21 protein-coding genes and 4 pseudogenes are annotated in these 23,839 nt (G+C 57.3%); 9 read left to right on the top strand and 16 right to left on the bottom strand.

Going from position 1 to position 23,839, the window contains the following annotated elements:
- Positions 1 to 428 precede the first annotated feature (428 nt).
- Positions 429 to 2,000, bottom strand: coding sequence for an EAL domain-containing protein (locus AACY52_RS01395; RefSeq protein ID WP_339420572.1), 1,572 nt, complete (start codon positions 1,998 to 2,000; stop codon positions 429 to 431).
- Between the two features lie 195 nt (positions 2,001 to 2,195).
- On the opposite strand from AACY52_RS01395, the pseudogene AACY52_RS32120 reads away from it, so the two are divergent.
- Positions 2,196 to 2,306, top strand: a pseudogene (locus tag AACY52_RS32120) (DUF2252 domain-containing protein); the annotation flags it as partial.
- Positions 2,307 to 2,382: 76 nt separating this feature from the next.
- On the opposite strand, the gene AACY52_RS32115 reads toward AACY52_RS32120, so the two are convergent.
- The 9 genes and pseudogenes from AACY52_RS32115 to AACY52_RS01355 all read right to left on the bottom strand — a co-directional run bounded on the left by AACY52_RS32115 (position 2,383) and on the right by AACY52_RS01355 (position 11,325).
- Positions 2,383 to 3,084, bottom strand: coding sequence for a methyl-accepting chemotaxis protein (locus AACY52_RS32115; RefSeq protein ID WP_370468000.1), 702 nt, complete (start codon positions 3,082 to 3,084; stop codon positions 2,383 to 2,385).
- A 417-nt stretch (positions 3,085 to 3,501) separates the two neighbouring features.
- Positions 3,502 to 4,293: pseudogene (locus tag AACY52_RS32110) on the bottom strand (cache domain-containing protein); the annotation flags it as partial.
- 734 nt (positions 4,294 to 5,027) lie between these two features.
- Positions 5,028 to 6,398: an ATP-binding protein gene (locus AACY52_RS01385; RefSeq protein WP_339438132.1), complete on the bottom strand. Its 1,371-nt coding sequence runs from the start codon at positions 6,396 to 6,398 to the stop codon at positions 5,028 to 5,030.
- On the bottom strand, positions 6,398 to 7,057 hold the full coding sequence (locus AACY52_RS01380) for a response regulator (protein ID WP_339420575.1): 660 nt from the start codon (positions 7,055 to 7,057) through the stop codon (positions 6,398 to 6,400). The genes AACY52_RS01385 and AACY52_RS01380 overlap by 1 nt, the downstream gene beginning before the upstream one ends.
- An 11-nt stretch (positions 7,058 to 7,068) precedes the next feature.
- A complete protein-coding gene (locus AACY52_RS01375; protein ID WP_339420576.1) occupies positions 7,069 to 7,713 on the bottom strand; it encodes a tetratricopeptide repeat protein in 645 nt (214 codons plus the stop codon).
- On the bottom strand, positions 7,710 to 8,519 hold the full coding sequence (locus AACY52_RS01370) for an SDR family oxidoreductase (RefSeq protein ID WP_339420577.1): 810 nt from the start codon (positions 8,517 to 8,519) through the stop codon (positions 7,710 to 7,712). Before AACY52_RS01370 ends, AACY52_RS01375 begins: the two co-directional genes overlap by 4 nt.
- On the bottom strand, positions 8,506 to 9,180 hold the full coding sequence (locus AACY52_RS01365) for an iron-containing redox enzyme family protein (RefSeq protein WP_339560183.1): 675 nt from the start codon (positions 9,178 to 9,180) through the stop codon (positions 8,506 to 8,508). The genes AACY52_RS01370 and AACY52_RS01365 overlap by 14 nt, the downstream gene beginning before the upstream one ends.
- Positions 9,177 to 10,658, bottom strand: a complete 1,482-nt coding sequence (locus AACY52_RS01360) for an AMP-binding protein (RefSeq protein ID WP_339455921.1) — start codon at positions 10,656 to 10,658, stop codon at positions 9,177 to 9,179. Before AACY52_RS01360 ends, AACY52_RS01365 begins: the two co-directional genes overlap by 4 nt.
- Positions 10,648 to 11,325, bottom strand: a complete 678-nt coding sequence (locus AACY52_RS01355; protein WP_339560182.1) for a thermostable hemolysin — start codon at positions 11,323 to 11,325, stop codon at positions 10,648 to 10,650. Before AACY52_RS01355 ends, AACY52_RS01360 begins: the two co-directional genes overlap by 11 nt.
- A 189-nt stretch (positions 11,326 to 11,514) precedes the next feature.
- Here AACY52_RS01355 and AACY52_RS01350 point away from each other — a divergent pair, with 189 nt between their 5' ends.
- Complete coding sequence (locus AACY52_RS01350) at positions 11,515 to 12,063, top strand: cytochrome b (protein ID WP_339560181.1); 549 nt, start codon at positions 11,515 to 11,517, stop codon at positions 12,061 to 12,063.
- Positions 12,064 to 12,118: 55 nt separating this feature from the next.
- On the opposite strand, the pseudogene AACY52_RS01345 reads toward AACY52_RS01350, so the two are convergent.
- Both AACY52_RS01345 and AACY52_RS01340 read right to left on the bottom strand, forming a co-directional pair.
- Positions 12,119 to 12,478: pseudogene (locus AACY52_RS01345) on the bottom strand (tyrosine-type recombinase/integrase); the annotation flags it as partial.
- 157 nt (positions 12,479 to 12,635) lie between these two features.
- Positions 12,636 to 13,850, bottom strand: coding sequence for an aldose 1-epimerase family protein (locus tag AACY52_RS01340; RefSeq protein ID WP_339420583.1), 1,215 nt, complete (start codon positions 13,848 to 13,850; stop codon positions 12,636 to 12,638).
- 437 nt (positions 13,851 to 14,287) lie between these two features.
- Here AACY52_RS01340 and AACY52_RS32105 point away from each other — a divergent pair.
- Positions 14,288 to 14,492 (top strand): annotated as a pseudogene (locus AACY52_RS32105) (hypothetical protein); the annotation flags it as partial.
- Positions 14,493 to 14,533: 41 nt separating this feature from the next.
- On the opposite strand, the gene AACY52_RS01335 reads toward AACY52_RS32105, so the two are convergent.
- Complete coding sequence (locus tag AACY52_RS01335; protein ID WP_339435995.1) at positions 14,534 to 15,271, bottom strand: GntR family transcriptional regulator; 738 nt, start codon at positions 15,269 to 15,271, stop codon at positions 14,534 to 14,536.
- Positions 15,272 to 15,484: 213 nt separating this feature from the next.
- Here AACY52_RS01335 and AACY52_RS01330 point away from each other — a divergent pair, with 213 nt between their 5' ends.
- Both AACY52_RS01330 and AACY52_RS01325 read left to right on the top strand, forming a co-directional pair.
- Positions 15,485 to 16,318 carry an amidohydrolase family protein gene (locus tag AACY52_RS01330; RefSeq protein WP_339435996.1) on the top strand — a complete coding sequence of 278 codons (834 nt, stop codon included), beginning with the start codon at positions 15,485 to 15,487 and terminating at the stop codon, positions 16,316 to 16,318.
- Positions 16,319 to 16,348: 30 nt separating this feature from the next.
- Positions 16,349 to 17,647 (top strand): SLC13 family permease, encoded by a 1,299-nt coding sequence (locus AACY52_RS01325; protein WP_339560180.1) that lies wholly within the window; start codon positions 16,349 to 16,351, stop codon positions 17,645 to 17,647.
- A gap of 183 nt (positions 17,648 to 17,830) precedes the next feature.
- Here the strand turns inward: AACY52_RS01325 and AACY52_RS01320 are convergent, their stop codons facing one another.
- Positions 17,831 to 18,625 carry a helix-turn-helix transcriptional regulator gene (locus tag AACY52_RS01320; protein ID WP_339420587.1) on the bottom strand — a complete coding sequence of 265 codons (795 nt, stop codon included), beginning with the start codon at positions 18,623 to 18,625 and terminating at the stop codon, positions 17,831 to 17,833.
- Positions 18,626 to 18,713: 88 nt separating this feature from the next.
- Between AACY52_RS01320 and AACY52_RS01315 the strand changes: the two genes are divergently transcribed.
- Positions 18,714 to 19,961 (top strand): MFS transporter, encoded by a 1,248-nt coding sequence (locus AACY52_RS01315; protein WP_339560179.1) that lies wholly within the window; start codon positions 18,714 to 18,716, stop codon positions 19,959 to 19,961.
- Here AACY52_RS01315 and AACY52_RS01310 read toward each other — a convergent pair.
- Positions 19,874 to 20,767, bottom strand: a complete 894-nt coding sequence (locus AACY52_RS01310) for a LysR family transcriptional regulator (RefSeq protein ID WP_339560204.1) — start codon at positions 20,765 to 20,767, stop codon at positions 19,874 to 19,876. The genes AACY52_RS01315 and AACY52_RS01310 overlap by 88 nt on opposite strands.
- Positions 20,768 to 20,929: 162 nt before the next feature.
- Between AACY52_RS01310 and AACY52_RS01305 the strand changes: the two genes are divergently transcribed.
- Genes AACY52_RS01305 through AACY52_RS01295 form a run of 3 tightly spaced genes read left to right on the top strand, consistent with a single transcriptional unit; the run spans position 20,930 to position 23,121 of the window.
- A complete protein-coding gene (locus AACY52_RS01305; RefSeq protein ID WP_339506060.1) occupies positions 20,930 to 22,327 on the top strand; it encodes an amidohydrolase family protein in 1,398 nt (465 codons plus the stop codon).
- An 11-nt stretch (positions 22,328 to 22,338) separates the two neighbouring features.
- Positions 22,339 to 22,812: a DMT family transporter gene (locus tag AACY52_RS01300; protein ID WP_339436002.1), complete on the top strand. Its 474-nt coding sequence runs from the start codon at positions 22,339 to 22,341 to the stop codon at positions 22,810 to 22,812.
- A 39-nt stretch (positions 22,813 to 22,851) separates the two neighbouring features.
- Positions 22,852 to 23,121 (top strand): helix-turn-helix transcriptional regulator, encoded by a 270-nt coding sequence (locus tag AACY52_RS01295; RefSeq protein WP_339455909.1) that lies wholly within the window; start codon positions 22,852 to 22,854, stop codon positions 23,119 to 23,121.
- Here AACY52_RS01295 and treR read toward each other — a convergent pair.
- A complete protein-coding gene (treR, locus tag AACY52_RS01290) occupies positions 23,094 to 23,798 on the bottom strand; it encodes a trehalose operon repressor (RefSeq protein ID WP_339420592.1) in 705 nt (234 codons plus the stop codon). The two genes, AACY52_RS01295 and treR, sit on opposite strands and share 28 nt — an antisense overlap.
- Between the last annotated feature and the right edge of the window lie 41 nt (positions 23,799 to 23,839).

Below are 23,839 nucleotides of genomic sequence, written 5' to 3'. Positions count from 1 at the left end.
GCGCAGGTCAGCAGCTTCTGTTGTTGGTTGCGAGCTGGTGCCATTCAAAGGCGGGGCCGCTGCCCTCGTACTTAACAAAACCGCAGTTTCATCGACGCCAGTCGTTCCCTCGGCGTCGGTGAGCTGGCCCCTCTGCCACGGGTTGTTGCCGCTGATGCAGAGTTGACCCTGCTGCCGACTTGGCGTTGCCCCATAAGTATTAAGCCCAAAGTCAGATCGGCTAACGCTTTACGAAGTAGAAGCATGGGGCAGCGAAGTTTCGGCAGTTGGGTCAACTCTGCATCAGTGGCAACAGGCCAAGCTCAGCGTCACGTTTCCTGAGAAATCGACATTTTCAACAGAATTAGCCAAAAGCTGACATTCGGTTAATTGCGACTACCGGCCAAAAAGTAGCGGCCACGCTAACTAGAAAACCACGGGCGGTTCAGTTATGCCGTTTCATTACCAGATTTTGATAACGATCCCAGCATCTCCCTTAGGCGCGTTTCCGAAAGCGGTTCACTGAACAGAAACCCTTGTGCCATGGCACAGCCTGCTTCACTCAGCCATTGCGCTTGGCAGCGCGTTTCAACCCCCTCCGCAAGAGTTGTCAGGCTCAGTCCTTTACTTAGAGAAAGGACGGCTCGGACGATGCGGGCATTCTTGTCGTTTTCAAGAACCGTGCTGATGAAAGTGCGATCTATTTTAAGTTTGTCAAAATTGAACTGAGCCAGTTGAGCCAAGCTGGAGTAGCCTGTCCCAAAATCGTCCATGGCGATACGGATGCCCATTTCATGCAGCGCTTCTATGTGCTTGCTTGCCATTCCAAAATCGCTCACTACGGAGGTTTCGGTCACTTCCAATTCAAGCCTATTCGGTGGGAAGCCGGTTCGCTGTAATGCACCCTTCACTCGGTTGACGAGATTTTCGTCACGAAGGTCCAATGCGCTCAGGTTGAATGCTAGCAATAGGTGCTCAGGCCAAACTGCTGCCTCCCGGCAGGCTCGTTCCAGCAATAACGTGGTGAGCTCGCGCATCAGGCCGGATCGCTCAGCAGCAGGGATGAAATGTAAGGGGGAAATCGGCCCATGCAAGGGATGGTTCAGGCGGGCCAAGGCCTCGAAGCCAACAATACGCTCATCCTCCAGAGCAACAATTGGCTGATATGCCAAGCTCAGATAGCCATTATCGAGTGCTTCGCGCAGCAACTGCACTACTTGGGATTGCTTTTCCAGATGCACATCCCGACTCGGATCGAAAAACCGAACTGTATTCTTGCCGTCATGCTTACCTTGGTACAGCGCAAGATCGGCCCGCCGCAGCAAGCTGCTAAGGTCCCTCCCGTCTTGTGGAAACTGTGCAACACCATAGGTGCCCGCTGTGCAGAGACATACGGAGTCAAATACCATAGGGCTTGAAATCAAAGAGGCGAGTTGATCTAGGAAAAGACGAGCTGACTCGGCTGTTTTTGCAGACCGAATGATGAGCGCAAACTCATCTCCGCCCAGACGGCAGGCGAAATCACCATCTGGTAGGCTTGTACTGATACGGCTTGCCAATTCCCGCAACAGCCGATCGCCATAGCTATGACCATAAACATCGTTTACTGATTTAAAGCCATCTAAGTCAAACAGTACAAGAAAGAACGGATCATTAGGACACAGTCTGCGTGAATGGAACTCCAAGTCCAGCCCTCTACGGTTGGGCAACCGCGTCAAGGTGTCATGGATGGCCATATCGATGGCCGCTTTTTCAGCCAGACGTCGACCGACAATTTCCTTGCGAAGCTCGTAGACCCTTCGAATACCAAAGGCAAAGCCACACCAGCCCATGACGATGAGGCCTAAAAAGAACTCGTCTGCCTGCCAGCTCTCGTGCCGGATATTGAAGCGAGTAAGTGCTTCATAAAGGTCAAGGTGAAGGCCAGCCCAAAGCACGCAAGTGCCCAAACAGGCGACGACGATGAAGTCTAACCACGCTTGGTGGAGTCTCAAGAAGCGACGTAATAAACGGTCGGCCATGGAAATGCCATCATTTTAGGGTTCTCATCTTTAGCTATCGACCCATTTAAAACTTCCTTGAGTCCATCCATCATTCAGGACTCCTTACCGCCAACCACCTTTTTCGGCCCGCTTAACTTGTAATGACGTCCAGACGCTATTAATTTCGCATCATTTAGATGCGTGGGTCAGCGAAATTTCGGCAACTGGGTCAACTCTGCATTGCTGTTTACACCGTCCTGGCTATGGTCCGGTGTTGTGCTCCTGGTAGGTCGTTACGAGCAAGGATATCTGGAGCATTGCCGTCGCTGCGCGCTGGACCACTGATAGTCTGTCCACGCTTAGCCGCAAAGGCTAACTGGCATCAGCTTCGTTAAACGGATGCCGGTTTTCCCCCGCGTAGCTAGGGCGTGCCGCGGCTCAATCCACCTAGACGGGTTGAGATCGACTGCATGCCTTTGCCCAGTTCCCGAAGGGTGCTCGCATCTCGGGCGCCTTCTTCGCTGGCCGCATGGATACGTACCGCCAGCTCGTTGATTTCCTGAGTCACGTGGCTCTGCTCTTGGGCGGCAACGGCGATCTGCTGGGCTCGCTGGACGATGTCATCGAAACTGCCCACCGTAGTGCCCAATGTGGCGGACACGCCGACTGCCTGTTGCACTGACTCGCGAGTGCGTTGAGCGCCGTTTTGCATGGTTGTGACGGCAGAATTTGATGCCTGGCGCAGCTGGGTGATCATCTCCTGAATTTCGTTGGCAGACGTTTGTGTACGGCCTGCGAGTGTGCGCACTTCATCTGCCACCACCGCAAAGCCACGTCCTTGCTCTCCGGCTCTAGCGGCCTCGATAGCAGCGTTGAGCGCCAATAGATTCGTCTGCTGAGAGATCGATTTGATTACCTCCAGCACGCTGCCAACTCGCTCGATGTCTTCACCTAACTGAGTCATGGCGGTGGCCGCGCCTGAGATGTCGGTCGCCAGGCTTTCGATGGACTCACCGTTGCGGTTGACTTGGTCCTGACTCTTTTGCGCTTCTACCAGTGAGCTGCGGGCCGTGTCCGAGCAGTCTGTGGTGTTGCGTGCGACCTCGTTGGCGCTGGCCGACATTTCAGTAATGGCGGTGGCGAGCAGGGTGTTGTCCATGCGTTGAGTCTCTGCCCGTTCAGCCAGGCCATTGGACAGTTGCGCCAGTTCGTTGGCCTGGGCTTCCAGTGACACCGACTCATCGGCAATGCGTCGCAGCATGGCCTGCAGAGAACCAGCGTAATGGTTGACCGCAATGCGCAACGCGCCGAGTTCATCTGACCGCAGAATCTCTAGCTGAGCGCCTGCCTGACCGCCTTGGCCCAGACGTTCGATTTGCGCAGTGGTTTCCTCAAGCTGAGTGAGCAGCCGTTTGCCGGCCAGCCATGCCAGCCCCAGCAGGATGCCCAATAGGGGTAGCAAGAACAGCAAGATCTGCCCGGTCAGCTTGTTCGCGAGTCCGACCACGCGGGCCTCTGGCGTGACCAGCCCAATGCGCCAGCCGGTGCCTTCCATGGTTTCCAATGTGATGTAAGCCGGTCCATCCAAGCGCGCATCGTGTTCCAGATACAGCGTTGTCGTGCCGGCCGGCTTGCTCGACAGGCTTTCGGCGACCGGCTTCAACCACGTTTGTTCCTGGCTCAACCCGGCAATGGTCGGCAGGCCCTTGGTGCTCTTTGCATCGGGGAAAAACAGCAGGTTCCCTGAAGGATCGACCGCAAAAGCGTAGCCGCCGGTGACATTGCCCTTGGCCTTGAGAAACGCTGCGAGGCCGTCAAGTTTGAGATCGATAGTGGCGACACCGGCAAACGCGCCCTTTGCGAGGTAGGGCACGCTACAGGTCGTCATTGCCACGCCACTGACCGGGTCCTGGTAAGCATCTGACCAGACGCAACGTCCCGATGGCGCGGATTTCGCTCCCGTGTACCAGGACTCAGCCTGATACGGCGGGGTTTGCGCGGCGTTGTACTCGTCCGAGTAATCCAACCCATTGCTGGCGTTGCGTGCCCAGAAAAAACTTCGGCGATCAGTACCGGCAGTAAAACTGTTGGGTTCTGGCCACAGACCGCCGCCTGCAATGGCTGCATCGCCTTGGCTGTCGATTACATTAGGCAGATTAGCCTTGAGCAGGGTTTCGTCGTGGGGCAAGGTTTCAGCCAGGTGCGCCATCGCTGTAGCGGTGCCTTCAATGCGATTCACTTGCAGGGCTAACTGGCGTGTAATCGCACGGGCCGATTGTTCCGCTGCCTCGGTTCCTGCTGCCACTAACTGAGGCTTGCCGCCCAAGGTCATGACTGAGTAAATCGCCAATGCCGTGAGAACCAGCAGCGTCAGGATCCCCAGAGTCATTCGCCCTGCGATGCGGTTGGGAAGTAGCGACATGCTGAAACTCCACAAAATTAAGGTTGGCTTTAGTTAATAGCGGCAGCCAAGCCCGGTAGTTGAGGCGCTACATGATATTTTGAGTGATTAGGCGACCGGTGGCTGTCAACGGCAATGCAGAATTGATACAGCTGCCCACATTTCGCTGACCCAGGCTTCTACTTCGTAAAGCGTTAGCAGGTCTGACGTTGGACTGAGTACTTATGGCGCAACGCCAAGTCGACAGTAGGGTCAATTCGTATCAGCGATAATAAAGAAATCGAAGGTTGTTTATTAATCATAGTATTTTCCATGGGTTTGGCTTTTTTTATTATGGCCTCTATTTAAAGTGTGGAATTGTCTAGTTGATAATTGCGTGTGAGTAAGTGCCTATAGTAACTAATTGATTTTGTGTAAAAAAATTATAATGGTTACGATATTTTCTCTGTGGTTAATGGCGCTGGCCATGGTGCTCAGTGCAACAATCACTATAAAAAGACATCGATACCATGTTCAGTTGGACAATGCTGGTATGGTATCGAGTGTGCTTATCAGAGGAAGTAATGGCTGGCGGGAGTCTGACTCAGCAACAAATGTGGTACAGCTCATGGCTCACACAATGTTTGCCGACTCTGCAAAACGAATAATCATTTGATGCTTTGCGGTTATTCTTTGGCTGGAATTGATAACGTAGCCCTCAAACCTCCCTCGGCCCGGTTTACCAGTGCGATACGCCCGTTCAAGCGCATGGCGATTGTGTTGACGATGGTTAGCCCCAAACCGGCGCCTTGCGCCGTTCCTCGGCTATAGAAACGCTCAAACAATCGCTCTCTACATGACTCATCAATTCCCGGCCCCTGGTCGTCGACGGTCAAATGACAGAAGCCATCAGCCTGGTTCAATTGCACAGCGATTACCCCGTGTTCGGGAGAGAAATTGGCTGCGTTGGTGATCAGGTTGCCCAGCGCGATGTCGATGGCGGAGGGGTTGGCGAATACATAAAATGGCTGGTCGCTGACATCGAATATCAGTTCAAGGTTTTTGCTCAACAACCACGGTGTCAGTTGCACGAGACTATTACGCACGGTTTCGTTGAGGTCGATGCGCTGTAGCGGTGGCGGATTGGGTTGGGGCTCCAGTCGCGCCATGGTCAGTAACTGGTTGACCAGTCGGCTGGTGCGATCAACGCCTGAGATAAGGAATTCCAGCGATTCTCGACGTTCCTGTTCTGTGCCTGCCTCCAGCAGGTTTTGCGCGTGCACTCGCAGCACGGCGAGTGGCGTACGCATTTCGTGGGCTGCGTCGGCAATGAAGCGTCGTTCACGGCCAAGCACTTCTTGAATCTGCGCGAGCATGCGGTTGAGCGCCGCCTGCATGGGCTCAAGTTCGCTGGGCAACGGTGCCAGTTGCAACGGCTCAAGTGAGCCGCTGTTGCGGGCACGTAGGGTCTCGGCCATGTTTGCCAAAGGCTTCAAGCCCCAGCCTATAGCGAGCCAGACCATCGCCGCGAGCAGTAAACTGCCGACGATGTTCGGCCATAGCGTATGACGCACGATGCGGTCGACCAGATCAGCGCGCACATCATCGAGCTCGCCAACCCAGATGCGCATGCCGTTTTGTGGGTCTTCAAGGAGAAAGGCGCGCCAATGACGATGGTTCACATCCACCACAGCACTGAAACCCGGTTGCGTCGGCGGTGAACTGAAGGACGGCGCGCTGGCGGTGTGCACCAACACCTCCCCGCCAGCGCTCCATACCTGAAAAGCAATTTTCCGTTCGTATGGATGACCATCGCCGCGCGGCAGCGCTTCGCCCAGTGCGCTATTGAAGGCCCGGTACAGTTCGGCGTGTTGCTTGCTCCCCAGCGGCATGCGCATCACGCCTTGCAATAAGCGCGCGTTCTGCGCCAGTTGAGCATCGTAAACCTCGGCGATTTCATGATTACTATCGTGCAGATTGAAGAGGCTGAGCACCGCCAGACCGGCCAGCAGCAGGCCAATGATCAGCGTCAATGTACGGCGACGGATCGAAGTCATCAGCGTTCCTCCACCAGATAGCCCACACCCCGAATGGTACGGATCAGCTCAGTAGAGAACTTTTTGCGCAGGTGATAGATGTGCACTTCCAGAGTGTTACTTTCCGCTTCTTCACTCCAGCCATAGAGCAGTTGAATCAGTTGATCTCGAGTCATCACCCGGCCCGGAGGTGAGAGCAGTTCATGCAGCAACTGATACTCCTTGGGCGTCAGTGCTACGGGATGGCCCTTGTAGCTGACCTGCTGGGTGCCGGGGTTGAGGATGATGCCGGCATGTTCGATCAGCGCTTGCGCGCGTCCGGCACTGCGCCGCAACAGCGCTCGCAATCGCGCCTTGAGTTCGGCCAGGTCGAACGGTTTGATCAGGTAGTCGTCGGCACCGGCATCCAGCCCCGCAATGCGATCTTCGGTTGCATCGCGGGCGGTGAGAATCAACACCGGCAGGTTCGAGCCGCTGTCGCGCAGGCGCCGCAGCACTTCGAGACCGTCCATGCGTGGCAAACCGAGATCCAGCACCGCGACATCGAACGTTTCGCTGAGCAGGGCATGCAGCGCGCTGCTGCCGTCCTTGAGCCAATCGACGGTGTAGCCTTCGCGCCCCAGCGCTTGATGGATGCCTTCACCTAGCGCCGCATCATCCTCAATCAGTAATAAACGCACGCGGACTCCTGTCAGTCGAGTTTCTTGTTGACGTCCACCAGCAGAGTGGCGATCTCTTTGCGGCGTCCCGCATCTGCCGTTTCACGGCCAGGACGCGGCGCCGCTTGCAGGGCTTTTTGCAGCGCCGCTTTTGCTTCAGCGTAGTGTTTCTGACGGTAGAGGTGATCGCCCCAGAAGTATAGGCTGTCGATGCCATCGGGGTTGAGTTGCAGCGCCTGCTTGAGCAGCTGTTCAGATTTGTCGCTGTCGCCAAAACCGATAGGCCAGCCGGGCACACGATCATACAGCGCCGCCAGGCTGGTATAGGCCGAGCCTTGCAGAGCCTTGGGGTCGAGGGTCAGGGACTTCTCCAGGTCGGCCTTAGCGTCCTTGGCTTTGCCCAGCGCTCCGAGTCCGCCTTCGGCGCCGGCCCAGCTGCTGGTGACAATGCCTTTCCAGATCCAGGCTTCGGCCACCGCCGGGCGCTGCGCAGTGAACGCCTGGGTTTCGCTGGACAACTGCTCGAACGCGGCGGCGCGCTGTTTCTCCGCCACTTCATATTGGATGTGCGCCCAGGTTTGTTGAATGCTGCTCAGGCGCTGCTGGTCGGCGGCCTCCAGGGCCCAAACGCTTTGGCTGAGGGTTGCTATCAACAGGCACGCGAAGATTTTTTTCATGGCTTGAGGGTCTCGTTTTCGGGTTTTTCGCTGAAGCGACGGATCAGGGGCAACTGCTTGCGCAGCCCTCGATCGACCAGTTGCGGCAGTAGATTGTTGAGGCGCACGAAGAAGCGTTCGGGCCATCCCAGATACAGGTCGCGGCGGTCACCGGCAATCGCGTGGATCACCGCCGAGGCCACGGTTTGCGGATCATCAACGTTGGCCTTGAGCGCGTCGTTCAGGGCTTGCGCCGTCGCGCTGTTCATCGACGTGCGGGTGGCCCGCGGTGCGACGTAGAGCACGCTGACCCGGGTGTCGGCCAGCTCTCGGCGCAACGCTTCGGAAAACCCGCGCAGGGCAAACTTGGTCGCGCAATAGCTGGCGTAACCGGCATAGCCGATCGAGCCATAGGTCGAGCCGACGTTAACTACCATGGCGCTATCGGCCTGCTTGAGTAGCGGCAGCAATAGCTTGGTCAGGCAGATCGGCGCGTTGATGTTCACCGCGAGCATCGCATTGATATCACTGTCTTCTAGCTGTTCGAGCATGGCGAAGTGGTTCACCCCGGCGGCGTTGATCAACAGATTGACTCCGCCCATTTCTTCGGCGGCGGCGAGTACTTTGCGTTTGTCGCTTGGGAGTGTCAGGTCAGCCGCGACCCAGCACAGGGCGTCAGGGTAGCGTTTGAGCAGTGGAGCCAAGGCTTCCTGATGCCGTGCCACGGCCAATACTCGAGCACCGGCGGCGCACAAGGCTTCGGCGATAGCCATGCCGATACCGCCACTAGCACCGGTCAAGACGACGCGCGCGTTACGCAGCTGCATGTTCGGTCTCCGCGTCACGCGGCAGGCCACAAAACATGTCGGTGTACAGTCGGTACACGACTTTTGAAGCATGAATCACTGCTGCTTGATCCTCAGGATCTTCCAATTGGTTCATCAGGCGGCGATAGGTTTGCATGTGTTCGATGTCTAGAGAACCGTGAGAGCTCAGGTAACTGAAGGCGGTTTCCGGCAACGCCAGGCGCTCCTGAATGCTCCCTGCCGCGTGTGTGGCCAGGGCGATACTCGTGCCTTCGAGGACATTGACCATGCCAAATAGACCCACCGGGTTGCCTCGGGCAATCAGGTCATAAAGGAAGCTCACCATCAGCTCAATCGGCAGCGAAGGCTGGCCATCATGCACGGCCTTGCGATCACCTCCGCAGGCCGCAATGTCGTTGAGTACCCATTGTTCGTGGCCGTATTCGTCTTCGATGTACTCGCACACGGCTTTGCGCAACCATTCCAGACGCGTCGGCAAACGTGCGCCGCATGCCATCATCAATGGCACGGTGTGGCGCACGTGATAGTAAGCCTGTGCGAGAAAAGCCCGATAGCTATCGAGGCTAACCTTACCGTGCAACGCATCGTGGATAATCGGCAGGTTGAACAGCTCGTCGCGTTCACGCTGTGTGGCTGCTTGCAGGGTGTCGAAAAAACTCATGATGCGGATTCCTCTCGGACAACGGATTCGGTCAATTGGGCGTGGTACTGCGTGACGATGGCGTCGCGGCGTGGGCGGCCATTGGCGGTTAGAAAGCCATTGGCTGCAGTGAAGGGTTGTGGCAGACGCGTCCACTGATGCACCTGTGCGTAATCGGGCAATGCCTCGTTGGCTTCGGCGACGGCAGCGGCTAGTTCGGCATCGGTGCAGTCCGGGCGATGCGGCCAGAGCAGGGCGTGATTGCGCGGCAAGGACTCACCGTAAACGAACGCCTGGGCGATGTGGCGGCGTTGGGTCAGCTCGGACTCGACCCATTCCGGGTTGACGTTACGCCCGTAACTGGTGACGAACTGATGCTTCTTGCGCCCCTTGAGATAAAGAAAACCTTCCGGGTCGAACTCGCCCAGGTCGCCGCTCGGCCACCACTCATCGGCGTACGATGTGTCCCCTAGATAGCCGAGCAGCGTCGAGCCCTTGATTAGCACTTCACCGTCTTCGGCCAACCGCACTTCGACATGGGGCAGCGGTCGACCGACGCTGCCGGGTCTGAGTGCGCCGGGGCGGTTGAGGCACACCACTGACGCGCATTCGGATAAACCGTAACCTTCAAAAACCGGTAGGCCGACCCGTTGCGCACGGTCCAGCAAATCTTTGGAAACTCTTGCACCACCGACCGCCGCAAAGCGCAGAGTTTGCGGGGCGAAGGCTTTCTGTTCGGCGGCGCTGACTAGCATCAGCAACAGCTGTGGCACCAGGATAAGACTCTCCGGCGCACGCCCGGCGAGATAACCCAACAGGTGCGGCACATCGACGCCACTGGCGCCCTGAATACCGAGGGTTTTCTGGCTCGGCAAACTGAGCATCGCACCGGCATACAGCGCGGCATAACAGCCTAGGTTCTCCAGTAGTATCGCCAATGGCAGCAGCGCCAAGTGATGTTGCGGGCCGGTGGTTTCGCTCGCCTGATCCAGCTCTCGTGCGACCCGCAGCAAGCTGTCGGCACTCAGGCAAACACCTTTCGGCGTGCCGGTGGTGCCGGACGTGAAGGTCAGTTTGGCGGTGCCAATCGGCATGTGTCTTTGGCTGCTAAAGGCGCGGCACCAGAACTCGCCGCGTTGCTCATAGCCGGCAGCGCGCAGTTCGGGGTCCAACTCCGGTTCGGCAATCACGCGTTCGGCCTGACTCTGCTCCAGACAATGGGCGCGTTGTGCCGCGCTGAAAAACGGCGGCAGCGTTACGCAGGTCAACCCTTCGAACAACACCGCCAGATCCCAGAGCATTGCGTTGACGCCGTTGTCCAGCGCCAGGGCGACGACTTGCACCTGCTCATCGCGCAGCCGCTCCTGGCGATACAGCACTTCTGCATAGACGGTGGCGTAATCGAGTTTCAGCGTGTCGCCCCACAGAGCGGTCGCGTTGTTATTACGCTGGGCGTGCTTGCGCAATGTTTCCTGAAAGCGTTGCAGTTCAAGCGACATGACAGGCTCCTTCAATTGAGGTCGGCAAACCTAGGCGGCTGAACAGGCCGATATTGCGTAGGTGGACGAACCCGGCGCGGATGTTGCCGACGTGCACCCAGGGTTTGCTCTCGTAATAACTGCCCCAATGTTGGCGCTCGTCGCCCAGTCGATCTGGATCAGCGGCGCACAAGGTCACGGGTTTCAGTCCGAGACGATGGAAGCTGTTGACCAGTCCGATATTGCCAGTGAACGTCACCCATTCCAGGCCACCCATGGCCAGCAAATAGGTGATGGCGATGATGCTCAGGCGCGCGCTGCCGGTGTCGCTGGCCGCCAGATTGCCAACCTCGACAATGGCATTTCGGTCTACCGAGTGATCAGCCGCCGCGCTGATCAAAGGCTCAATTGGTTTATCCAGATACCGCTCCAGAAACAGCGGCTCAAGGTGCGCGCGACGCACGCCGGCCACTGCGCACAATTGGCCCTCAACGTTGTGCATACCGAACAGCTCGGGCATGAAGTGGCGGATGTCGGCGCCGTGGGCCTTGCGAAAACGCTGCTGGATAAAGTCTTCGAACGTCGCTCGCAAAGCGTCGTTCGGCAAAGCACCAGCCAAGGTTAACGGTGACGTTTCAGCTTGGCCAAAATGCAAGGGCAGGGGGATGTTCCAGTCGAGATCGAGCATGGGCCGAACGCCTTCCTCAATGAGATTGAGCGAAGTATCCAAGCCATTTCTTAACGAAGTCTGAAGGTGAAAGAGGAATAACCTTTGGGTCGATCTTCAGACTCTCTTAAGGCAGGACGAGCAGGGTGACGCAGCCGGTTCAAGGAAACCGGATCAACGGTCCCTCACAACAATCAACAGGCGCTTCTTATGACCAGCGACACCGCCGTAACCCGATATGGAAAACTTTCAATAGCCCTGCACTGGCTGATGCTCGCCCTGTTCGTCGGGGTATATGCCTGTGTTGAAATCAAGGGTTATCTGTCCAAAGGCAGCGAAGCGCGGGGTTTGCTCATGGGCTTTCACGGCTTGTTTGGTACAAGCATCTTCGCCCTGGTGTGGGTTCGCCTGGTCGGGCGCCTGAGCCCACGACCACCGATCATCCCAAAACCACCGGCTTGGCAGACCGCTATCGCGCATCTGACACACCTGGCGCTGTACGGGCTGATGATCGCAACGCCCATCCTCGCCTGGCTGATGCTCGCAGCTGGCGATAAGCCGTTCCCTTACTTTGGCTTTCACGTGCCGGCACCGGTAGCCATTGCCCCGGACTTCGCCAAACAGCTGAAGTACTGGCATGAGCTGGTTGGCACTGCAGGATATTGGTTGATTGGTTTGCACGCGGTGGCGGGTCTGTTTCATCACTATTGGATGAAGGACAATACGCTGGAAAGGATGGTGTTTGAGCGAAATTCATGAAGGACAGCTATTGGCCGAAGGCGACGCGGTGAACTGCCCCGTCGCCGTTACCCGCTCATACTTCAGTCTGCTCAGCCATCTCAAGCGCGTCGTCCACTTCGACGCCAAGATATCTGACAGTGCTTTCTAGCTTGGTGTGACAGAGAAGTATCTGTACTGCTCTGATGTTTTTCGTTCATCGATAGATCTATGAAGCCTTGGTACGACGCATCGTATGAGTACCATATGGCACTGGGTCGAGGCCGATGGAGCTTACCCAGGCTTCCACTATGCGTGAGTATTGACGCGTGGATAGATGCTCGGAAGTTTTTAGCCAACTTGGAAACAGAAAGTCCCTATTTCTAAGTCGAGCCTGTTGTACCCATTCCTCCACAGCGAGTCGCGTCTTCGCAGTGATCTCGAATTGGACGGGCTGCAGTCGGCCAACCGAGGACAGTGACCGAACCGTTGCAAGCAGCCCATCGCCGCTCAAGGTCGCGCGCTCGCTGGTGGACCTTGAACAAGCCGACGGGATCAGACGCGAACACATGGCCGATGGGCTGCAATATCGGGCGACAATGCTCCAGCCCCTGTCACCCCTTGGTAAGATCAACCAACGGCGTCTGCCGCACCTCAGTCTCCCGCCCATCCTGAATCTCGCTAACCTGCTTCAAGGCTCTATCTACCGCCGCCTTATCCGCCAACAAGCTATAGCTGATGCGGAACTGCTTGTGTTCCTTGGGCCCAATTGTCGGTACCAGATTCAGTGGTCGCTGATAACGGCGGTTGTAGGAAAAACTGGTCCCCGGCTCCAGCCCCGTGACATAGCCCTGGCCTTGGGTGTCGGTGTTTTTCCACAGGGAAAACACGGGCAGTGTCTGGGTATTGAAGCCGACCGAAACGCCCAGGCTACCGGCCTTGTTATGCAACACGGTCAACGTATCACCCTTGGCATCGGCATACGGCACCACGTTGTACACCGTTTCGTCGTAGTCCTTGGTCGGTGCGCGGTAGGTTTGCCAGTCGGGCAGATCGTCCTTGGCCTTGTCGTTGAACGGCGACACCTGTTTCACCGGCGCGGCGAAACGAGCGCCCTGCTCCAGGAAAGGGGTGCTGAAGTTGCTGTGATAAAGCGCCTGGTATTCCTTCGGATAGTCGCCGTTGTTGGTCAGGGTGTCGTTGAGGGCGAACACGACGCTGCCGGGTTCGGTGACCAGTTCGGTCGCGACCGAGAAGTCGACCTTCTTGAACGCCTGCTCTTTCAGCTCGCCGCGCAGGGTAATGGCGTACGGTGGTTTTTCATCGATATGCAGCGTGACTTTATTCGCAGGAATGTTGGCGGCCCGACCGTGCAGGGTGAGCAGTTCGCCGTTGTCGACGCCGGGGTGGCCGACCCATTCGTATCCGCAGCGGGTGACCAGCTCATTGAAACCTTCCAGCCAGCCCAGACCACCGCGGCCATTGAGTTCGATGAAAGACGGATTGACCACTTCCTTGACCGGCGAATCCCAGCCCATGCGTACATTGCCAACCGAGGCCTGCAAGACGTTCATTCCGCGAGTCGGCACTACCGAGAGTTTCATCGTGCCGTTATCGATGTCGACGATGCTGACGCCCTCCTGCCGACCGCCGTGCAAGGTGCGCAAGGTAACGCTGAAGGGTTTGTCGGTTTTTATTCCGAGTTGCTGACTGGTGATCTGCCAGCTCTGGGCGGCTTTGTCAGTGTCGAGCAGAACGTAATCCCAGGCCATGGCGTGGGAGGCAGCGGACAGTGCGCTGAGGGCAACAAAAAGTTTGAGCGGGGTCATGGCGGCAGCCTTTCTTGGAGTTGTGCCATTTTTATAAACGTGATGAAACGTTTCAGCAAGCTAAAAGATCGACACGGTGATGTCGCTGATAGCTCATTTCTCCCTTCTGTTGCCGGCTAAAGACCCTAAGATGCACTTCGCGAATAGCGGCAATCGACCCAGGCTGTGTGAAGACGTTTTGGAGCAGATTTTTCAGTCAGGACTGGAACGAACATCGCGCTCTCACGCAAATTTTCGGGCCGCTGATTAACAAAACGCTCGCAGATTTTACGTAGCAACGAGACTTCAATACGGCGCATGCGTTTTCACACAGTCTGGCCCCTAAGCCGACGCTCATCTAAAATTCCCTATCGGTTTTGCTCCAAATGTGGTGCTCATAAGGCCAACTCCCTCGACCATTCCCTCAACACCGAAGACATCAAAACCCGCAACTGGGCCCGAGCACGATGTATGCGGTTAACCCGGATTCGACACCGAAAGCTTGCTGGTTCACGCCTGTGGATCCTTGGCGTCGCCAATGTAATGGCCTGCGACTTGGCGGAGACGTTTCAGTGGCCGAGTCGTAATGCGTTGTTGGGAATTGCACAGATCATCATGCTCGGTGAGCTGGCGCTGGATCGGTTGGACCGCCTGCGTAATCCCGACACCGGGCGGCGAGGGCGTGGGTGCCCTTGCCACTGGGCTCATGAGATATCGATCTGGTACCTGAACCCCTCGGCCGCCGCGCGGGAAATTCGGTATTCGAGTGGGGAGCTGTCATAGCCGAGGGCGGTGCGCTCGATGGTGACGACCGGGGCGCCTTCTTTGATCGAAAGGATTTTGGCGATGCCCCGGTCGGCTTGCTGCACGGTGAGGGTCTCGGTCGCCGAGCCGATACATTGGCCGCACTGGGTTTCATAAAACGGGTAGAGCAGTTTGCCGAAGCTTTCGGAATTAATGTCCAGCAATACGCCGAATCGTGTGACGGGGAGCCAGATATCCTCGTGAAACAGTGTGCGGCTTTCAACCATCCGCAGCCGCTCCAGGTGCACGACGTCTTCGTCGTCCGCCAACTTCAGTGCTGTTGCCACCGGCTGTGAGGGTTTTTGCCGGTCCTTTGCCAGGATGCTGCTGGTCGGTATTTCTCGCCCACCCGCGGCATTCACTTGCCTGAAGAATCGCGCCAGTGAGGCATCGAAGTTGGGGCGGCGCACGTAGGTGCCACGGCCCTGGCTGCGCAGGAGCAGGCCTTCATTGACCAGTGTGTCCACGGCCTTTCGTACCGTGCCGATGGCCACACCATAGTGTTTGGTGAGCTCGGTCTCCGTGGGGATGGGCGAGCCTGGCATCCATTCGCCGGTGCCGATCTTGGCGAGCATTTCTTCTCGCAAGCGCTGATAGAGCGGCAAGCGCTCGTCGTATCCGAGTGTAGGGGCGTTCATTTTTTCTTTGATTCCTTTTCGGCATGCGGAGCCACTTTATCACCTGTGTGAGGTTTGACAGATATCTATCCCTGAATATATGGTTATCTAGTCATATATATGAATTTCAGCTTCTATACACATGCTGACGATGGCAGATTAGGCCAAAGGACCTGGTTTCTCATGGGCGGCAGGTGATTTGCCATAACAACAAACGATCGGGGTTATCTGTTTATGACCAGCCTTCACCCGCCTGCCTTCACCGGTGTGGACACGCACGCCCACGTCTTCCGCCAGGATCTGCCGATGGTTGCCAACCGTCGCTACAGCCCGGGTTACAACGCTTTGGTGGAGCAATACCTGGATCACCTGGATCGCCACGGTTTTTCACACGGCGTGTTGATTCAGCCGAGCTTTCTGGGCACCGACAATCACTTCATGCTCGACGCGTTGCGCCGTTATCCGCAGCGCTTGCGTGGGGTGGCGGTGGTGGATGTCGCCGTCAGCGAAACCCAGTTGGACGAATTGGCAGAAGCCGGTGTGGTCGGCATCCGTTTGAATCTCATTGGTAAGGCGCTGGCGGATTACAGCGGCCCAGCCTGGACCGCTCTATTCCAGCAATTAGCGCTGCGGGGATGGCAAGTGGAAATTCAGCGCGGCATCGATGACCTGGCGCTGATCGTATCGGCCATCAGAGCCTGCGGTGTGACCGTGGTCATCGATCATTTCGGCCTGCCGACGGGGGGCATCAATGCAGGGAACCCCAACCATCAGGCGTTTCTAGAGTTGCTGAAGGATGACGGGGTGTGGCTCAAGCTGTCCGCCGCGTACCGCAGTCAATCCGATCTGGCCCAGGCGTCGCATGCGCTGGCTCTGGTGCGCGACGCGAGTGGCGGTCTCCAGCGACTCGTCTGGGGCAGCGATTGGCCCAACACTCAGTTTGAACAGCAGACGGACTATGCCCGGCAAGTCGCTTTCCTCGAGGGCTTGCTGCCGGACGCGGCCGAGCGGGCGCATGTGCTCAAGGACAACCCAGCGAAGCTGTTTGGCTTCGACATTTCCCGCTAAACCATCAATAACAACAATAGGACTTCCATCATGATGAGCCTGCTCGTCGTCGCGGCAATCGTTGTCGCCGTCGCCCTCGGTTACAAAACCAAGATCAACATAGGCCTGTTTGCCATCGCTTTTGCTTACCTGATCGGCTGTTACGGTATGGGGTTGAGCCCGTCCGAAGTCATCAGCCTGTGGCCGCTGAAGATTTTCTTCATCATCTTCTCGGTTTGTCTGTTCTATAGTTTTGCCACCGTCAATGGCACGCTTGAAAAGCTGGCGGAGCATCTGATTTATCGATGCCGGTCGATGCCTCAACTGTTGCCGTTCGCGGTCTTCTTCACGGCAACCGCCATCTCGGCGATGGGGGCAGGCTACTACACAGTGTTGGCGTTCATGGCGCCCATCACGTTGCTGCTGTGTGAGCGCACCGGGATGAGCCTGATCACGGGCGGCATGGCGGTCAACTATGGCGCGTTGAGCGGAGCCAACTTCGTCTCCAGCCAGAGTGGTATCATTTTTCGTGGCTTGATGGTCAATGCCGGCATCCCGGAAAACGAGGCTTTCATCAACGCCGCAGCGATTTTCGCCAGTACCTTGGTGATACCGCTGGCGGTGATTTCGGTATTGGTGTTTCTCACCGGCCATGGCAAGGCGATGAAGGCGTCCGCTTATGCGGTCGCCGTGCCGACGCCGCTGAACCGCGAGCAGACAATCACCCTGTGGCTGACGTTGGCGATGATGGTGATCGTGCTGGCGGCGCCCATCGCGCAAATTGTCTTCCCGGACAACTCCACGGTGAGCTTCATCAATTCGAAGATGGACATCGGTTTGATCGCCAGCCTGTTCTCGGTGATCGCGCTCTTGCTGAAACTGGGCGACGAACGCAAGGCCATGGCGTCCGTGCCCTGGGGCACGCTGATCATGATCTGCGGTGTGGGCATGCTGATTTCGGTCGCGATCAAGGCCGGGACCATCGGCTTGCTGGCATCGTGGATGGGCAATAGCATTGCGCCGATCATGGTACCGATTGTCTTCGGTGTGGTGGCGGCGTTCATGTCACTGTTCTCCAGCACACTGGGGGTGGTGACGCCGGCGCTGTTCCCATTGGTGCCACCGCTTGCCACGGCACTGGGGCTCGATCCGATGATCCTGTTCGTGGCCATCGTCGTGGGCGCTCAAGCCACCTCCATCTCGCCGTTCTCCTCTGGTGGCAGCTTGATATTAGGCTCATGTACCACGGAGCATAGCCGCAGCTCATTGTTCCAGCAGCTCCTGTTTCGCGCAGCGCCTCTTGGCTTTGTCGCGGCACTGGTGTTCAACGCTGTCCTGACGTTCGTTTAAGCACGGCTCTTCACGGCTCGGCGCCTTTGCCGAGTCGTTGCGTTTGGCACGTCGATCAACCAATAGGGAAAAATGATCCTCATTGATGAGCCGGGAAGGGTGCCGGCCATCCGATATCGGTCAAATCGAATGGGATTGCTTGCCGTCACCCATCCCGTTAAGGCTTTGATCGCGCTATCTGCGTTAACGTAGCGAGGAAAAATACTGTGTAGGCGGTTTACCCAAGGCTTTCTTGAACATGGTGATGAAGGCATTAACAGAGTCATATCCCAGAATGCCCGCCACACGCTGCACGGAGACACCCTCCGCCAAATGACTCAGTGCGATCATCAAATGCAACTGTTGGCGCCAGCGTCCGAAGCTCAGCCCAGTCGTGCTTTCCACCAGTCTGGCCAGTGATCGTTCGCTGGTTGCAAGCCGAGTGGCCCACTCGCGCAAAGTGGTTCGGTCGCCGGGGTCTGCAAAAAGCGTATCTGCGATTTTTTTGATCTTAGGGTGGTCTGATATCGGCAAGTGCAGCTCTTTCAACGGGGCATCGCAAAGCTGCTCAAGCAGTACTGCAACCAGTCGCGCTGTCTTGCCCTCGGACAGATAAGAAGGTTCCTGTTCAGCGAGATGCAGGATCAATTCCCGGACAAGGGGCGTGATTGCAACCGTACAGCACGCTTCAGGCATAGCTGCTGCGCCGGGCTCAACAAACAGAAAGCAGGTACGAGCGTTTTCGGTCACTCGGCAACTGTGAGGAGTACCGCCCGGAATCCATACCGCGTGCTGGGGAGGGACAAGCCAGAGTGCATTTTGTACCTCACAACTCACTGCACCTTGCAAAGACAGGATCAGTTGCCCCTTACGATGATCATGCGGGCTGACACTCGAATGATTGAGTTCGGGCGCAACCTTGAGGGCGATCGCTGCCTCAGCGAAAAGATCTGAATCGAAATCTTCCGGGGAGGAAACGCCATTTTTTGAACTTGGCATAATTTAGGTATCAGGTGTCTTGATATCTATATTAGATAATTTTGGGACTCTCTACAGTTGTTCTCTTTTCCGAGGACAGATAGAGAATATGTCAGACACAAAAAACAAGTGGCGGGCTATTGCGCTCGTGGCAGGCATTCTACTTATTGCCGTAAACCTGCGCGTTCCCTTTACCAGCATCGCGCCCGTTTTGCCGCTGATCCAGAATGATTTTGGCTTGAGCGCCTCAGCTCTAGGCCTGCTTACTTCACTGCCATTACTTGCCTTTGCAGCCTTCTCCCCGCTCAGCGCATCGGTCGCCCGCAGGTTCGGCATCGAGCGCACGCTTTTCGGTGCACTGGTGGTCATTTCATCGGGCATCCTGCTCCGCTCCGCAGGCAGCGTATGCGCGTTGTACGCCGGTACGATACTGATAGGCACAGGGATCGCCCTGGGCAACGTGCTGCTGCCCGGCCTGATCAAACGCGACTTCTCGACAAAAATGGCTTCCATGACCGGCGCATACTCCATCACGATGGGCGCAGCGGGCGCTGTCGGTTCAGCCGTAATAATTCCGCTGACCCAATCATGGGGGTGGCCGATTGCCCTGAGTTTGTTGGTCGCAGCCCCGTTGTTGGCGCTGGTGGTGTGGCTGCCGCAGTTGAAAAAACACGAGCACGTAAAGCTGTCCGGTCCGAAACAAGCGCCAACCGTGGCCGTCTGGCGTTCGCCGCTGGCATGGCAGGTCACACTGTTCATGGGGCTGAACGCGATGCCTTTTTATGTTGCCGTCGGCTGGCTGCCGACCATTCTGATGGATCATGGCATATCCCCGGAGCAAGCAGGCACGGTACACGGCACGCTTCAACTGACCACGGCAATACCCGGCTTGATTCTAGCGGCCACGCTTCGCCGTCTCAAAGACCAGAAACTGGCAGCCGCTACCGTCAGCCTGTTAACCGCCTCATCCCTGATCGGGCTCATTTACGCGCCAGACTACGCCATGTTGTGGGCCGCGGTCCTGGGCTTCGGCTCTGGTGCCAGCATGATGCTTGGCCTGACCTTCATCGGCTTGCGCACAAAAAATGCCGGTGACACGGCGGCACTGTCAGGCATGGCGCAGTGCGTCGGCTACCTGATGGCAGCCGCAGGCCCCTTGCTGCTGGGCCAACTGCACGACTGGACCGGGGGCTGGACAGCACCGCTGCTGATCACAGCCGCAATCTCCGTAGCCGGCGCATTCACCGGCATGCTGGCCGGGCGCAACGTTCAACTTGAATCTGCTGAATCATCGTCGCGAACAAGCCCAGCAATCCAGTCAGCGAATGCGCTCACAGCTGGCGATAGAAAGCGCTGATGCGGGTATAGCAGGTGCACAGGAACCGATGCGGGCTGCCAGTCAGCAAGCACTTCAACCAGCCGCCCTTCTCGCAGATGCTCGCTGACCACGTTCTCAGCGAGCTGCACTAGCCCGAAGCCTTCAAGGCACATTTTGATATAGAGCCCAGTCTCGTTGACAGCCGCTTTGCCGTTCACAGGGACTGAGATCTTGTCGGTGCCACGGGCGAAGCGCATTTCGCTTGCTTGCCGTGCGCGGCCCGAGAAGTAATGGATGGCCCGGTGGTGAGACAAGTCTTGCGGAGTTTGCGGAGTACCGTTTTCTTCGAGATAGGCGACAGACGCACAGGTCACCCAGCGAAACCGGCCGAGTGGGCGCGCAACGAGCGTTGAGTCATCGAGCTCGCCTGTACGAATAACGCAATCGACACCCTCTTGAACCAGATCAACCTGCCGATCGTTCACGCCTATCATCAGGTAGATATCCGGGTAGCGCCTGTAAAAGTCTTGCAGGTTTGGCATGACGATGAAGTGTGCAATGCCACCCGGCATATCGACACGCAAACGCCCCTGTGGCCGCTTTACGGAATCCGTCAGGCTGGTCTCTGTGTGTTCGATCAGCTCCAATATTTCCCGGCATTGCGCCAGATATTGAGCGCCCTCAGGCGTCAGGCTGACTCGCCGTGTGGTTCTGTTCAGCAAGCGCACTTGCAGGTACTTCTCAAGATTTTTAACGCTGCTGGTGACCGTCGAGGCTGGCAAAGAGAGCGTCTGTGCCGCCTGGATAAAGCTTCCTGCCTCAGCCACGCGGACGAAAACCTGCATCGCTTGAATACGGTCCATGACTGTTAGCAGCCTCAAAGCAGTGATCGGGAAAGGCCTTATTATTCGTGGAAATTGAATAATTAAAACAGTTTTACCATCTTTTTCCCGCAGTATCGCCTTGCGTACATTGCTTCCAACGAAATGTGAAGAGGTGTACAGAAAATGGCCGAATATAACCGCAGCATCGTGCTGGCCCCGGCCGCTCCCGCCGCCTGCACCCTTATCCGCGGCGCCACTGTGCTGAGCATGGACGGCGATATCGGTAATCTGGCGCGCGGCGATATCTTTATCGAGGGCAGCACCATCACGGCCATCGGTGAAAACATCGAGGCCGGCGACGCCGTTGTTCTCGAGGCATCCGGCATGATTGCCATGCCCGGCATGGTCGATACGCATCGTCACTCCTGGGAGGGCCAACTGCGTCGAATCAATCCGAATGCCCAAACCCTGGAAGACTACTGCAACGCAACGCACTTCTCGTTCGCCAAATACTATCGCCCGGCTGACATGTATATCGGCAATCTACTGACTGCATTGGGCTGCATCGATGCGGGCATCACGACCGTGGTCGATAACTCGCACAACAGCCGCACCGGCGCGCACTCCGACGCCGCGGTCGAGGCGCTGCTCGATGCTGGTATCCGGTCTGTACACGCCTCCGGTGCGCCGGTTTCTGGTGAATGGGACAAAGCCCATTGGCCCGGCAACCTAGAGCGCCTGCAGGAAAAATACGTCAGGAACGGTGACAACCCGCTGCTCTCGCTGGCGGTGATGGCGCAGCTGGAACCTGAACTGTGGGCTGAAGCCCGGCGTCTGGGGCTGCCGATCATCACTGAGTTTTTTGGTGGGGACATGGCAGCTGAGTTGGAGGGTTTGCATCGCGAGGGCCTGCTGCGCACCGATAACATCTTCAACCACTGCACCTCGCTGCCGGACGCCGGCTGGAAAATCCTTCGCGAGGCTGGCGTGCGGGTCAACGTATGCCCGCGTTCAGATGCCCACTACGGCATCGAAGATGGAATGTTCGCCATGCAGTCGGCCCAGCGTCACGGCATCAGTCCGGGGCTGAGTGTCGATAACGAAACCTCCTACAGCGGTGACATGTTCATGGAGATGCGGGTGGCGTTCTATCTGCAGCGCGTCATGGGCATGCATCAGCAGCGCTGCTGCGGCGCAGCACATCATCCGGTGACCCTGCCTGCTCATGGCCTGCTCAAAGCCGCCACTCTCGACGGCGCTACCTGTGCCGGATTGCAGGACAAAGTCGGCAGCCTGGCCCCCGGCAAACAGGCCGACCTGATCCTTATCAACGCGCAGGACATCAACCTTTACCCGTCGGGTAACGCATTCGGCACCGTGGTACACGCGGCCGAACGCAGCAATGTCGACACGGTCATGATTGGCGGGCGCATCGTCAAGCGCGGCGGCAAGGTGCTGGGCGTGGACAGCGAAAGGCTGCGTGCAGCAATCGACGAATCCCGTGAGCATCTGTTTGCTGCCGCAGGCTACCAGCCGGATATTTTTGCCGAGACATTTATGCCGCTTGAGTCAGCCAAGTAAGGAGACGCGAGATGAACGCAGCCTACTACCTGCTGGCCATCGCCGCAGGGCTTGGCATAACCCTGCAGACCACGCTGAATGGTCAACTCGCTAAAGGTGTGGGTGGAGATTCCGTAGCGGCGGCGCTGTTCTCATTTACTGCCGGAGCGGTATGCCTGGGCGTCTTTTCATTGATGCGTGGCGGGATAGTGGCCTCACTGGCGGCTATACCTGCCCAGCCCTGGTGGAGCCTGCTGGGCGGTCTGCTGGGTGCCGGTGCCTTGCTTAGTTATGTGGTGCTTGCGCCAAAAATCGGCCTGTCAGCCCTACTGGGCCTCGCTATCGCAGGTCAGATTATCTCTTCACTGGTTATCGATCATTTCGGATTGATGGGGGCATCGGAAAGGCCGGTGTCTCTCGTCAAGTTGGCCGGGGCGATGGTGATGCTCGCAGGCTTGGCCATCGCCCTGTTCGGTGACAGGTGGTCAGCGCTTTTCTCCAACTGACTGCCTTGTTTACCCCATCCTGTTTCGTAGGACGCAACCATGTTTAAAACCCTAACCGACACCGCCAGTCTTCTTGGCGAATGCCCTGTCTGGTGCGAAAGAACGGAGGGGCTTTCACAGAGCCAGCTTGCGCACCGTCATGGCATGAGCCGCTCCACCATTTCGCGGGGCGAGAACAACACGATCTCCGAAGTTCGCGGCGGTAGGAGAGAAGATGACTGCTGCATGGACGGCAGGGCTGGCAAAAAGTATCGCAGTGCAATGATCTTCCCGGTTGATGCTTACCTGCGCGCAATATCCGAAAAGTAAAACTTGTCCAACGTATGCCGCGACTCGGTGTACTCGAACTGCCGCCCGTCCTGCAAAAACGTCTGGTTGCTCACCACGATCACATGGCTCTGCCCTTCGAGGTCAAGGTGTGCCTGGTCGTCCTTGCCGCGTGGCAGGGCTTCGATAGTGCGTTGGGCGTAGGCGATCTGCAGTTGCAAGGTCTGTTCAATGAACGCGTAGATCGACTGTTCGGCGATGTCGCGGTCCAAACCCGGGATCACATCAGCGACGAAGTGGTTGATGTCGAGGATCACGCGTTTACCGCCGATGCGCCTTACCCGCTTGATGCGGGTGATCAGCGTACCGGGCTCTGCTTCGATGTGCTGCAGCAGTGAACCCTCCAGTGGGCATTGGGTGAACTCGACCACTTCAGTGTGTACGTCGTCGCCCAGGTCGGCGTGGGTTTCGTGGAAGCTGACGATGCCGCCGAGTTGGAACTCGATCGGGTTGGGCGACAACACGAACGTGCCCTTGCCATGGATTTTTTGCGCGAACCCACGCTCCTGCAACTGCTCGATGGCGCGACGCACGGTGCCTCGGCTGGCCTGGTAGCTGTCCATCAGTTCGGTTTCGGAGGGAAGGCGCGTGCCGCGCTGCAGGCGTTCGGTGGTGATGCTGGCAAGCAGATCCGTGTAGATCTGGTTGTATTTGCTCATGGGGATGGCTCTTTGCCGGGGTTGCGGTCAAGGCAGGAACC

Source organism: Pseudomonas sp. EA_65y_Pfl1_P113 (assembly GCF_963970525.1).
Lineage (GTDB): Bacteria > Pseudomonadota > Gammaproteobacteria > Pseudomonadales > Pseudomonadaceae > Aquipseudomonas > Aquipseudomonas tritici.
Note: the sequence above shows the minus strand (reverse complement) of the source record. Positions and strands in the feature narration are given on the sequence as shown.

Coding starts and splice junctions, on each gene's coding strand:
- AACY52_RS01395 (WP_339420572.1), bottom strand. CDS start 2,000: ATGGCCGACCGTTTATTACGTCGCTTCTTGAGACTCCACCAAGCGTGG.
- AACY52_RS32115 (WP_370468000.1), bottom strand. CDS start 3,084: ATGTCGGCCAGCGCCAACGAGGTCGCACGCAACACCACAGACTGCTCG.
- AACY52_RS01385 (WP_339438132.1), bottom strand. CDS start 6,398: ATGACTTCGATCCGTCGCCGTACATTGACGCTGATCATTGGCCTGCTG.
- AACY52_RS01375 (WP_339420576.1), bottom strand. CDS start 7,713: ATGAAAAAAATCTTCGCGTGCCTGTTGATAGCAACCCTCAGCCAAAGC.
- AACY52_RS01370 (WP_339420577.1), bottom strand. CDS start 8,519: ATGCAGCTGCGTAACGCGCGCGTCGTCTTGACCGGTGCTAGTGGCGGT.
- AACY52_RS01365 (WP_339560183.1), bottom strand. CDS start 9,180: ATGAGTTTTTTCGACACCCTGCAAGCAGCCACACAGCGTGAACGCGAC.
- AACY52_RS01360 (WP_339455921.1), bottom strand. CDS start 10,658: ATGTCGCTTGAACTGCAACGCTTTCAGGAAACATTGCGCAAGCACGCC.
- AACY52_RS01355 (WP_339560182.1), bottom strand. CDS start 11,325: ATGCTCGATCTCGACTGGAACATCCCCCTGCCCTTGCATTTTGGCCAA.
- AACY52_RS01350 (WP_339560181.1), top strand. CDS start 11,515: ATGACCAGCGACACCGCCGTAACCCGATATGGAAAACTTTCAATAGCC.
- AACY52_RS01340 (WP_339420583.1), bottom strand. CDS start 13,850: ATGACCCCGCTCAAACTTTTTGTTGCCCTCAGCGCACTGTCCGCTGCC.
- AACY52_RS01335 (WP_339435995.1), bottom strand. CDS start 15,271: ATGAACGCCCCTACACTCGGATACGACGAGCGCTTGCCGCTCTATCAG.
- AACY52_RS01330 (WP_339435996.1), top strand. CDS start 15,485: ATGACCAGCCTTCACCCGCCTGCCTTCACCGGTGTGGACACGCACGCC.
- AACY52_RS01325 (WP_339560180.1), top strand. CDS start 16,349: ATGATGAGCCTGCTCGTCGTCGCGGCAATCGTTGTCGCCGTCGCCCTC.
- AACY52_RS01320 (WP_339420587.1), bottom strand. CDS start 18,625: ATGCCAAGTTCAAAAAATGGCGTTTCCTCCCCGGAAGATTTCGATTCA.
- AACY52_RS01315 (WP_339560179.1), top strand. CDS start 18,714: ATGTCAGACACAAAAAACAAGTGGCGGGCTATTGCGCTCGTGGCAGGC.
- AACY52_RS01310 (WP_339560204.1), bottom strand. CDS start 20,767: ATGCAGGTTTTCGTCCGCGTGGCTGAGGCAGGAAGCTTTATCCAGGCG.
- AACY52_RS01305 (WP_339506060.1), top strand. CDS start 20,930: ATGGCCGAATATAACCGCAGCATCGTGCTGGCCCCGGCCGCTCCCGCC.
- AACY52_RS01300 (WP_339436002.1), top strand. CDS start 22,339: ATGAACGCAGCCTACTACCTGCTGGCCATCGCCGCAGGGCTTGGCATA.
- AACY52_RS01295 (WP_339455909.1), top strand. CDS start 22,852: ATGTTTAAAACCCTAACCGACACCGCCAGTCTTCTTGGCGAATGCCCT.
- treR (WP_339420592.1), bottom strand. CDS start 23,798: ATGAGCAAATACAACCAGATCTACACGGATCTGCTTGCCAGCATCACC.